The sequence below is a fragment of the Streptomyces sp. NPDC046335 genome (assembly GCF_055587985.1).
In genome coordinates this window covers 644,934-656,594 of sequence record NZ_JBVJFF010000003.1, presented here as the reverse complement: position 1 = coordinate 656,594, position 11,661 = coordinate 644,934, and the positions used below count along the sequence as shown (strand labels likewise).

5 protein-coding genes, 1 tRNA gene and 1 rRNA gene are annotated in these 11,661 nt (G+C 68.8%); 5 read left to right on the top strand and 2 right to left on the bottom strand.

What is annotated here, in order from left to right:
* Positions 1-158: 158 nt before the first annotated feature.
* Both rrf and ACZ6JY_RS09425 read left to right on the top strand, forming a co-directional pair.
* Positions 159-275 (top strand): 5S ribosomal RNA (gene rrf / locus ACZ6JY_RS09430).
* A gap of 117 nt (positions 276-392) precedes the next feature.
* A complete protein-coding gene (locus tag ACZ6JY_RS09425; RefSeq protein ID WP_469193884.1) occupies positions 393-1,055 on the top strand; it encodes a DegT/DnrJ/EryC1/StrS family aminotransferase in 663 nt (220 codons plus the stop codon).
* A gap of 15 nt (positions 1,056-1,070) precedes the next feature.
* Here ACZ6JY_RS09425 and ACZ6JY_RS09420 read toward each other — a convergent pair whose 3' ends face one another.
* On the bottom strand, positions 1,071-1,988 hold the full coding sequence (locus ACZ6JY_RS09420; protein ID WP_469193882.1) for a CE1 family esterase: 918 nt from the start codon (positions 1,986-1,988) through the stop codon (positions 1,071-1,073).
* Positions 1,989-2,104: 116 nt separating this feature from the next.
* On the opposite strand from ACZ6JY_RS09420, the gene ACZ6JY_RS09415 reads away from it, so the two are divergent.
* Positions 2,105-2,177: transfer RNA gene (locus tag ACZ6JY_RS09415), tRNA-Thr, on the top strand.
* 99 nt (positions 2,178-2,276) lie between these two features.
* Here the strand turns inward: ACZ6JY_RS09415 and ACZ6JY_RS09410 are convergent.
* Entirely contained in the window at positions 2,277-4,898 is a 2,622-nt protein-coding gene (locus tag ACZ6JY_RS09410) for a SpoIIE family protein phosphatase (RefSeq protein ID WP_469193880.1), read from the bottom strand.
* A gap of 318 nt (positions 4,899-5,216) precedes the next feature.
* Here ACZ6JY_RS09410 and ACZ6JY_RS09405 point away from each other — a divergent pair, with 318 nt between their 5' ends.
* Together ACZ6JY_RS09405 and ACZ6JY_RS09400 are read left to right on the top strand one after the other, a co-directional pair.
* A complete protein-coding gene (locus tag ACZ6JY_RS09405) occupies positions 5,217-10,724 on the top strand; it encodes a HAMP domain-containing protein (protein ID WP_469193878.1) in 5,508 nt (1,835 codons plus the stop codon).
* Between the two features lie 244 nt (positions 10,725-10,968).
* The gene (locus ACZ6JY_RS09400) at positions 10,969-11,652 is read left to right on the top strand and encodes a response regulator (protein ID WP_369213789.1); all 684 of its coding nucleotides are present in this window, start codon (positions 10,969-10,971) and stop codon (positions 11,650-11,652) included.
* Positions 11,653-11,661 lie beyond the last annotated feature (9 nt).

Genomic DNA, 11,661 nt, shown 5'->3' with positions numbered 1-11,661 from the left:
TTGATAGGCCAGATCTGGAAGCCCGGTAACGGGTGGAGGTGACTGGTACTAATAGGCCGAGGGCTTGTCCTCAGTTGCTCGCGTCCACTGTGTTGGTTCTGAAACCACGAACAACCCCGTCATGCCACATGGCGGTGCGGTTGACAGTTTCATAGTGTTTCGGTGGTCATAGCATGAGGGAAACGCCCGGTTACATTCCGAACCCGGAAGCTAAGCCTCATAGCGCCGATGGTACTGCAGGGGGGACCCTGTGGGAGAGTAGGACGCCGCCGAACTAATCTTGATGAAGAGCTGGTCCCTGAACTTCGGTTCAGGGACCAGCTCTTTTTTGTTTTGCGTTACTTGCCGTTCACGTTGCGCGGCCAACATCCGGAGACATGAGGACAGTTGGGATGTTGCGCGCCGCCGGCATCGGTGCCGGTGACGAGGTCGTCGTGTCCGCGTACGGCGACGCCGAGGCCGCCGAAGCAGTGGTCCTCGCGGGAGCGATGCCGGTCTTCGCCGACATAGAGCCGGCGTCGTACTGCCTCGCCCCTGACGCCGTTGCCGCCGTGGTGAGCCCGCGTACGGCCGCCGTCATCGTCGAGCACCGCTTCGGGAACCAGGCCGACGTACGGCGCCTTCGTGACGTAGGAGAACGGCAGGGGCTGCTGGTACTGGAGCGGAACGAGTCGGAGGCTCCGGGGGACGGGCTCGCCCGTCGGCGGGCGCATGCCGCGTACCTCAGCGGACGGCTGAGCGGGGTCATGACACCCGAGGGCGGCGAGAAGCACAGCTATCAGCAGTACGTCGTGCGCGTGCCGGGGAACGGGCGGCCCGACCGGGACGCCTTCGCGCGGGCCGTGCGTGCCCGCGGCGTCAACTGCTGGGTGCCGGTGAAGACACCGGTGCACCGGCTGCCGCAGTACCGGCGGGACGTATGCCTGCCGCAGACCGAGAGGGCCGCCGACGAGACGCTGGCTCTGCCGGTCGACGCCTCCATGTCGCGCCGGGACCTACAGCGTGTCGTCTCCGCCTGCAACGCCCTCGGCGGCCTCCTGCAACCGGCCTTCTGAGGACACCCCGCAGCCCTATGACGGTGTCTTCAGGGTGTGCTTTTTGAAGAACCGCCACATTGCGTCAGTGGCGTTGACACCGGCCTTTGGATCGGACATGTCGCCGCCCGCGCCGTTCGGCCAGGAATGGCCCATCTTCGGCAGCCGGTGGACGACCACTTCGGAGCCGTCCCTGCATTCGGCCGTCGTCTTCTTGATGCCGTTCTTGAGCCGCTGCCGGTCGCTCGGCACGCAGGACAGGCGTTTCTGCCAGGTGTTGATGCCCGCGTCCATTCCGGCGTAGTGCTCGTCCAGGCCGCCGATGAAGGTCATCACCGACACCGGCGTCCTCGGCATGTAGGACTTCTTCTCCGCGTCCGTGCCCAGGTAGCCGCCGCTCACCGGGGCGATGGCCGCGAAGGTGCCGGGGAGTTCCACGGCGAGTTTGTACGCCATGTCGCCGCCGTTGGAGATGCCTGTGGCGTAGACGCGCTCGGGATCGGCTTGCCGGCTTCCGATCAGCCTCTTCGTGATCGTACGGATGAAGCCGACATCGTCCTCGGTGCCGCAGCAGATCGCGGCGTTGAAGCCGCGGTTGAGTCCGTCGGGGTAGGCGACGAGGAAGTTCTCGTCGTCGGCCTTGGAGTTCAGGCCGCTGATCTCCGCCATGGCTTTGCCGTCGGACGGATAGGGGTGCATGGCGATCACGAGGGGCAGTTTCCCGGCGCGGGCATGACCGGGCGGGGTGTGGACCCTGTAGACGCGCTTCTCGCCTTTCCAGAGGAGTGTGACCTTCTGGTCGCCGGGGCGGGGCGTGGGAGTGGACGTCGGCTTCTTGGCGGGCCCCGGTCTCGGGTCCGCGGAGCCGTTCGGTGAGCCGCAGGCCGCCAGAGGCACAAGCAGAGCCGAGGTCATGAGCAAGGACGCGAAGCGCGTACGGAGTCGGGGCGACATGCGCGCAGGGTGGCAGCGAAGGCGAGGGTGGTCCAGAGGAATGGGCGGTTCGAACGGGTGCGGAATTCAGGTATGATCTATTCCGTTGCCGCGGGGAAAACCCCCGAGCGCAGCAGGCCCCTATAGCTCAGTCGGTAGAGCGTCTCCATGGTAAGGAGAAGGTCAGCGGTTCGATTCCGCTTGGGGGCTCAATTGATGAAGGCCTCTGCCCTGTTGGGCGGGGGCCTTCAGTGCGTTCAAGGTCGATCGCGGCCGGGGCCGGGGCACCCGGAGGTGCCCCGGGCGCGGTCAGTCCTTCTGGAGGCCGGGGACGCGCATCGCGAGGATCGCCATGTCGTCGGACGGGGCGTCGGAGGCGAAGCGCTCCACCGCGCGCATGATGCGGGCCGCCACCGCGCCGGCCGTCAGGCCCGTGCACGTCGTGAGAACGTCCGCGAGGCCGTCGTCGCCGAGCATGCGGGTGCCCTCACGGCGCTCGGTGACGCCGTCGGTGACGCAGAGGAGGACGTCGCCGGGGTCGAGCGTCATCGTCTGCTCGTACAGTTCGAGGTCCTCCATGACACCGAGCAGCGGCTGCGGTTCCGCGTACGGCTCGACCGTGCCGTCCTGGCGCAGGCGGAGCGGGAGGGGGTGTCCCGCGCAGACGATCTTGAGGATGGCCGAGCCGTCCTCCTGGGGCCACAGCTCGCCGTACAGGAGCGTCAGGAAGCGGCTGCGGGCGCCCTCGTCGAGGATCGCGGCGTTCAGGCGCTCCAGGACCGCGGGGCCGCCGAAGCCCTCGCGGGCGAGCAGGCGCAGCGCGTGCCGGGCCAGGCCCGTGACGGCGGCGGCCTCCGGGCCCGTGCCGCAGACGTCGCCGATCGCGAAGCCGTAGGCCCCGTCGCGGATGGGGAAGAGGTCGTAGAAGTCGCCGCCGACTTCGTTGCCCTCGCCGGCCGCGCGGTAGATGACGTCGACCTCGACGCCCGGGACCTGCGGGAGACCGGGCGGCAGCAGGCTGCGCTGGAGGGACTGGCTGATGGCGGTGCGCTCGGAGTAGAGCCGGGCGTTGTCGAGGGCGAGGGCGGCCCGGCGGGAGAGATCTTCGGCCAATTCCAGGATCTCCTGGCGGAAGTGCTCGTCGGAGGGCTTACCGAGAGTGAGCATACCGATGACGCGGTTGCGGGCCACCAGGGGCAGGACGACCGTCTCGCCGCCCACCGCGGACGCCGTGGAGAGGGTGGTGCCGATGCCCGAGCCCACGGTCATGGGTTCGCCGAGGCCAAGGCTGCGCATGGAGGTACGGAGCGCCGCTTGGTGCGCGGCCTCGGAGGGGGCCGCCCAGATGCGGGCGCCGGGGGTGGGGACCGGGTCGGGCGGGGCGATCTTGGAGAGGAGGGCCTTGAGGCCGTCGATGCGATCCTCGTCCTCGTGCAGGACGTACGAGAGATAGGGCTCGGCCGACTGGTCGGCGATGGTGTAGACGGCGCACCAGGTGGCGAGCGTGGGGACCGTCATCTGGGCCATGAGGGCCAGGGTCTGGTCGCGGTCCAGGGTGCCCGCGAGGAGGTCGGAGGCCTCGACGAGGAACGAGAGCGAGCCGCGGCGGAGCCGTTCGAGCTCGCCGAGGCGCGCGGACTCCACGGCCAGGGCGATGCGGTCGGCGGCGAACTGGAGGCGCAGGGCCTCTTCGTTCGAGTACCGGTCGGGGGACTCGGCGGCGACGCCGAGGGAGCCGGTGAGGCGGCCCTCGACCTTGAGGGGGACGGTGACGACGGAGCGCATGCCCGTGCCGCTGAGGAGCGGGACGGCCCCGGGGACGACCGTGAGGTCCTCGTGGACGGCCGGCATGCGGGCCGAGCCGTAGCGTCCGGGGCCCGCCTCTACGGGGACGCGGGCGAAGCGCTGGGTGGCCGACGGCAGGCCCGTGGAGGCGCGGACCTCCAGCTCGGTCTCGTCGTCGGTGGCGAGGAGGAGGAAGGCGGCGTCGCCGTCGAGCATGTCGCGGGCGCGCTCGACGGTGCGCTGGAGCAGGCCGTCGAGGTCGTCGGGGGCGGGGGAGCCGATGAAGACCTCGAAGGGGTCCGTGGCGTTCGGCTCGTTGAGGGTGGCCTGCTCGGGTGCCGCGCCGCGCAGGGGCGTCTGGAGCACGGCGCGCTCGTCGTCCCGTACGAGGAGGCAGACCGTGGACGGCTCGCCGTCGGTGTCGCGGACCCGCAGGTGGGAGGCGTATACGGGGATCACGCGGCCGTGGGAGCCGCGGATGCCGTAGCTGCCCTCCCAGCGTGAGAGCTGGAGGGCCTCGGCGATGCCGGTGCTGGTGCCGGGGGTGTGCGGCCAGGCCGCGAGGTCGTTCAGCGGTTTGCCGAGGATCTTGTCGGCGGCGTAACCGAAGAGGTCCTCGGCGTCCTCGTTCCAGGCGGAGACCGCGCCGGCGCTGTCGATCTGGATGACGGCGACGCGGACCCTGCCGTCGGCGACGGGGAGCAGCTCGGCGGGGAGCGCGGGGCCCGCGGTGCGGGTGCCCACGCGGCGGTGGGGGAGGTCGAGTTGGAACCAGACCTGCTTGTGCGTGGGCGTGTACTCGACGCCCCAGCGGGTGGCGAGCGCGGCGCAGAGCTGGAGGCCGCGGCCGCCCTCGCGGTCGGGGCTGCCCATGTTCACGGAGGACTGCTGGAGCGGGATCTCGCGTTCCGGATAGCGGTCGGAGACCTCGATGCGCGCGGCGTCCTCGGTGCGCAGGCAGAGGACGTCGGCCGCGGTGCCCGCGTGCACGACGGCGTTGGTGACCAGCTCGCTGGTGAGGACGACGGCGTCGTCGACGATGTCGGTGAAACCCCAGCCCTGCAAGGTGTCACGGACGAAGGCGCGGGCCGTCGCGACGGAACGCCCGACGGGGTCGAAAGTCGCAGCCGCGCGTGCGGTGATCACAGCACTCCTCGTACGAGTATCGACGCCCAGTTCTCCCGAACTCATGGTGCGGCCGCCCCTCCGATGCCCGCTTGTTCGTGTACCACCGCCCTGGCCGGGCAGGACCGGGGTGGTTGGACAGCCGGATGCAAGGTTACTTACCTTCGCCGTCCATGCTGATGCCGGTCGTCAGTGTTTTCCGCCCGGAGGGTGTGCGGACGGTGTGCGAAGCTGCCGAACTGTTATGGCCTGGTTCGGCCATGGTGAAACACTGGGCAAGCTTCATGGAGACAGCCCGAGCAGCTCAAGCAGTAGGTCGACCCTTGCGGGAGGGACACAGTGGAGTCTGGCGCAGCGACGCGGGGCACTGACACGCGCGCGAAAGACGGACAGTCCCTGAACAAACAGCGCAAACCGCGCCAGGGAGCACAGGCCTCCGTTGACGCGGCGGCCCTGAACAGGCTGCTCGCGGCCCTGGCGGCGATGCGGGACGGCAACTTCCGTAAGCGGCTCACGGTCTCCGGCGACGACGTCATGTCGGAGATCGCCGCGGTCTTCAACGAGGTGGCCGACCGGAATCTGCACCTGACGGGTGAGCTTTCGCGGGTGCGGCGCATGGTCGGACGTGAGGGAAAACTCACGGAACGACTGGAGAGCGGAGCGAGCGAGGGCTCGTGGGCGACCGCCATCGACGCGTCGAACGCCCTCGTGGACGATCTCGTACGTCCTGTCTCCGAGGTCGGCCGTGTCCTGTCCGCGGTGGCGGACGGCGACCTGGAGCAGCGCATGGAGCTGCGGGCGCAGGGGGCCGACGGGAACGGGCATCCGCTGCGGGGCGAGTTCCTGAAGGTCGGGCGTACGGTCAACAACCTCGTCGACCAGCTCTCCACCTTCACCGACGAGGTCACGCGTGTGGCCAGTGAGGTCGGTACGGAGGGCAAGCTCGGCGGGCAGGCCAGGGTGCGCGGGATGTCCGGTTCGTGGAAGGACCTCACGGACTCCGTCAACACGATGGCGTACCGCTTGACCGCACAGGTGCGCGACATCGCGCTCGTGACGACGGCCGTGGCGAAGGGTGATCTGTCCCGAAAGGTCACGGTTCATGTCGCCGGCGAGATGCTGGAGCTGAAGAACACCGTCAACACGATGGTGGACCAGCTCTCCTCGTTCTCGTCAGAGGTGACGCGCGTCGCCCGCGAGGTGGGCACGGAGGGCGAGCTCGGCGGCCAGGCGCAGGTGCCGGGTGTGGCGGGCGTGTGGAAGGACCTCACCGATTCGGTGAACCTCATGGCCGGCAATCTCACCGCTCAGGTGCGCGGGATCGCGCAGGTCACGACGGCGGTCGCGAACGGCGACCTGTCGCGGAAGGTCACGGTCTCCGCGCGCGGCGAGGTCGCGCAGCTCGCCGAGACCATCAACCAGATGACCGAGACGCTGCGGACCTTCGCGGACGAGGTCACGCGCGTGGCCAACGAAGTGGGCGCGGAGGGGCAGCTCGGCGGCCAGGCGAACGTGCCGGGTGCGGCGGGCACCTGGAAGGACCTCACCGACTCGGTCAACACGGTCTTCCGCAACCTCACCACGCAGGTGCGCGACATCGCGCAGGTGACGACGGCGGTCGCGAACGGCGATCTGTCGCAGAAGGTCACCGTCGACGTCGCGGGCGAGATGCTCGAACTGAAGAACACCGTGAACACGATGGTGGACCAGCTCTCCGCCTTCGGATCGGAAGTCACGCGCGTGGCGCGGGAGATCGGCGTCGAGGGCGAGCTCGGCGGCCAGGCACAGGTGCAGGGCGCGGCCGGTACGTGGAAGGACCTCACCGACTCGGTGAACACCGCGTTCCGCAACCTCACGGGCCAGGTCCGCAACATCGCGCAGGTGACGACGGCGGTCGCGAACGGCGATCTGTCGCAGAAGGTCACCGTCGACGTGTCCGGCGAGATGCTCCAGCTGAAGAACACCGTGAACACGATGGTGGACCAGCTGTCGTCCTTCGCCGACCAGGTCACGCGGATGGCGCGGGACGTGGGCACCGAGGGACGGCTCGGCGGTCAGGCGCGCGTGGACGGCGTGAGCGGCACCTGGAAGGACCTCACCGACTCCGTCAACTTCATGGCGGGGAACCTGACGTCGCAGGTACGGCAGATCGCCCAGGTCACCACGGCGGTGGCGCGCGGTGACCTGTCCCAGAAGATCGAGGTCGACGCCCGGGGCGAGATCCTGGAGCTGAAGAACACCATCAACACGATGGTCGACCAGCTCTCCGCCTTCGCCGATCAGGTGACGCGGGTGGCCCGCGAGGTGGGCACGGAGGGGCGCCTCGGCGGTCAGGCGCAGGTGCCGGGCGTGGCCGGTGTGTGGCGCGACCTGACGGACTCCGTGAACGGCATGGCGGGCAACCTCACCGCCCAGGTGCGCAACATCGCGCAGGTCGCCACGGCGGTGGCCCGCGGTGACCTGTCCCAGAAGATCGACGTGGACGCCCGCGGCGAGATCCTTGAGTTGAAGAACACCCTGAACACGATGGTGGACCAGCTCTCCGCCTTCGCGGAGCAGGTCACGCGGGTCTCCCGCGAGGTGGGTACGGACGGCATCCTCGGCGGCCAGGCCGAGGTCCAGGGCGTCTCGGGCACCTGGAAGGACCTCACGCAGTCCGTGAACGGCATGGCGAACAACCTCACCCTCCAGGTGCGGAACATCGCCGAGGTCACGACGGCCGTCGCCATGGGAGACCTCTCCAAGAAGATCACCGTCGACGCCAAGGGCGAGATCCTCGAACTCGTCACGACCGTGAACACGATGGTCGACCAGCTCTCCTCGTTCGCGGAGCAGGTCACGCGCGTGGCCCGCGAAGTGGGCACCGAGGGGCAGCTCGGCGGCCAGGCGCGGGTGCCGGGCGTCACCGGCATCTGGAAGGACCTGAGCGACAACGTCAACCTGATGGCCAACAACCTGACCAGCCAGGTGCGGAACATCTCCCAGGTCTCGGCGGCGGTCGCCAACGGAGACCTCACCAAGAAGGTCACGGTCGAGGCGCGCGGCGAGGTGGCGCAGCTCGCCGACACGGTCAACACCATGGTGACGACGCTGAGTTCGTTCGCGGACGAGGTCACGCGCGTGGCCCGCGAGGTGGGCACCGACGGCATTCTGGGCGGCCAGGCGCGCGTCCCTGGCGTCTCCGGTACGTGGAAGGACCTCACCGAGTCCGTGAACTCGATGGCGTCGAACCTGACCGGACAGGTCCGCAACATCGCGATGGTCACCACCGCGATCGCCAAGGGCGACCTCACCAAGAAGATCGACATCGACGCCCGGGGCGAGATCCTGGAGCTCAAGACCACCATCAACACGATGGTCGACCAGCTCTCGTCCTTCGCCGAACAGGTCACCAGGGTCGCCCGCGAGGTGGGCACCGAAGGCCAGCTCGGCGGGCAGGCACGCGTGCGTGACGTGGACGGGACCTGGCGCGACCTCACCGAGTCGGTCAACGAGATGGCCGGAAACCTCACGCGTCAGGTGCGGGCCATCGCGAAGGTCGCGACCGCGGTGACCCGCGGCGACCTGAACCTGAAGATCGAGGTCGACGCGGCGGGCGAGATCCAGGCCCTCCAGGACAACATCAACACCATGATCGCGAACCTCCGCGACACCACTCTCGCCAACAAGGAACAGGACTGGCTCAAGGGCAACCTGGCCCGGATCTCCGGTCTGATGCAGGGCCGCCGCGACCTGGAGGACGTCGCCTCGCTGATCATGAGCGAGCTGACGCCCGTGGTCTCCGCGCAGCACGGCGCGTTCTTCCTGGCGCTGCCCACGGACGACGCCAAGGACCTGGGGGCCGACCAGGAGGACGCGTACGAGCTGCGCATGCTGGGCAGCTACGGCTACTCCATGGGGTCCATGCCGACGTCGTTCCGGCCCGGCGAGACCCTGATCGGCACGGCGGCGAAGGAGCGGCGCACGATCCTCGTGGAGAACGCGCCCTCGGGCTATCTGCGGATCGCCTCCGGCCTCGGCGAGGCGCCGCCCGCGCAGGTCATCGTGTTGCCGGTGCTCTTCGAGGGAACCGTCCTCGGTGTGATCGAGCTGGCCGCGTTCCAGCCCTTCACACAGATCCAGAAGGACTTCCTCAGCCAGATCGCCGAGATGATCGCGACGAGCGTCAACACCATCAGCGTCAACACGAAGACCGAGGTGCTGCTCAAGCAGTCGCAGGAACTGACCGAGCAACTGCGCGAGCGCTCGGCGGAGTTGGAGAGCCGGCAGAAGGCGCTCCAGGACTCCAACGCGGAGCTGGAGGAGAAGGCCGAGCTGCTCGCCCAGCAGAACCGCGACATCGAGGTCAAGAACACCGAGATCGAGGAGGCGCGGCAGGTCCTGGAGGAGCGCGCCGAGCAGCTCGCGGTCTCGATGCGCTACAAGTCCGAGTTCCTGGCGAACATGTCGCACGAGCTGCGCACGCCGCTCAACTCCCTGCTGATCCTCGCCAAGTTGCTGGCCGACAACGCGGACTCGAACCTCACTCCCAAGCAGGTGGAGTTCGCCGAGACCATCCATGGAGCGGGTTCGGACCTGCTCCAGCTGATCAACGACATCCTCGACCTGTCGAAGGTCGAGGCGGGCAAGATGGACGTCTCCCCGACGCGCATCGCCCTGGTCCAACTCGTCGACTACGTAGAGGCCACTTTCCGGCCGTTGACCGCGGAGAAGGGGCTCGACTTCTCCGTACGGGTGTCCCCGGAACTGTCGGCGACCCTGCACACGGACGAGCAGCGGCTGCTCCAGGTGCTGCGCAACCTCCTCTCCAACGCGGTGAAGTTCACCGACTCCGGAGCGGTCGAACTGGTCATCCGGCACGCCAACCGCGATGTGCCCGACGCCATCAGGGAGCAGCTCCTGGAGGCGGGGTCGCTGCGGGACGCGGGGGCCGATCTCATCGCCTTCTCGGTGATGGACACCGGCATCGGCATCGCGGCCAGCAAGATGCGCGTGATCTTCGAGGCGTTCAAGCAGGCCGACGGCACGACCAGCCGCAAGTACGGCGGCACGGGGCTCGGCCTGTCCATCAGCCGGGAGATCGCACGGCTGCTCGGCGGTGAGATCTACGCTCAGAGCGAACCGGGCCGCGGCTCGACCTTCACGCTGTATTTGCCCCTGCACCCCAGCGAACTGCCTCCGCAGGGCTACTCCCAGCTGGCCCCCGTACCCGGCGCGCCGGAGCTCCCGGCCCTGGAGGAGGGCGCCGGAGCCGAGGCCACGGCTCAGGCCGAGGGGACCCGGCCGCGGCCTGAGGCGCCCGCCCCGCCCGCTTCGCTCTTCCGGCGGCGCAGGCGAACCGCGTCCGCCCCGGAGCAGCAGCCGGCACTGCCGGGCAAGCAGCCCGGGGCCCCCGCGCCGGAGGAGCACGCGCAGGAGCCGTGGCCCGCGGCGAGCCAGGAGACGGCTCCCGGCAGGCCCAGCTTCCGCTTCGGCGGCGAGAAGGTGCTGATCGTCGACGACGACATCCGCAACGTCTTCGCGCTCACCAGCGTCCTGGAGCAGCACGGCCTGTCGGTGCTGTACGCGGAGAACGGCCGCGAGGGCATCGAGGTGCTCGAACAGCACGACGACGTCACCGTCGTCCTGATGGACATCATGATGCCGGAGATGGACGGGTACGCGACGACGACGGCGATCCGCAGGATGCCGCAGTTCGCCGGGCTCCCGATCATCGCGCTCACCGCGAAGGCGATGAAGGGCGACCGGGAGAAGGCGATCGACTCCGGCGCGTCGGACTACGTGACGAAGCCGGTCGACCCGGATCATCTGTTGTCGGTGATGGAGCAGTGGATGCGCGGTCAATGACCGAGAACCGGCTTCGTCACGCGGAGTTGCTGACACAGTGTGGTGGAGGTCGTGTAGAACGGCGGTATTCGGGGAACCTTCTGGTCTCCCACCGCGTTTCTGCTACGTGCACAGTGACATCGCGGTGACAGGGTGTGGCGACAGGCGGGGTGCGGCTACCATGACCGGCACAAGGACGGGCGGCGCAAGGGAGTCGTCCTCTGGGGCGGCACCCGGTGTTTCGCCGGGGCGAGGAGGGCGGGCCATGGTGCAGAAGGCCAAGATCCTCCTGGTCGATGACCGGCCGGAGAATCTGCTGGCGCTGGAGGCCATCCTCTCTGCGCTCGATCAGACACTGGTGAGGGCATCGTCCGGGGAGGAAGCGCTCAAAGCACTGCTGACGGACGACTTCGCCGTCATCCTGCTGGACGTGCAGATGCCAGGAATGGACGGTTTCGAAACCGCGGCGCACATCAAGCGGCGGGAGCGGACCCGGGACATCCCGATCATCTTCCTCACCGCCATCAACCACGGACCGCACCACACCTTCCGCGGTTACGCTGCGGGTGCGGTGGACTACATCTCCAAGCCGTTCGACCCGTGGGTGCTGCGCGCGAAGGTCTCGGTCTTCGTCGAGCTGTACATGAAGAACTGTCAACTGCGCGAGCAGGCGGCGCTGCTGCGCCTCCAGCTGGAGGGCGGCGGCAAGCCCGCGGCGGGTGACGCGAAGGAACCGGCCGGACTGCTCGCCGAGCTGTCGGCGCGGCTCGCGGCCGTCGAGGAGCAGGCCGAGGCGCTCTCCAAGCAGCTCGACGACGAGTCGGCGGACGCGGCGGCGGTCGCCACCGCGGCTCATCTCGAACGCAAACTGACCGGCCTGCGCCGCGCCCTTGACGCCCTGGAGCCCGGTACCGGCAGCGGCGCCCCTTCCGTCCCCTCGCAGAACTGAGGCGGCGCG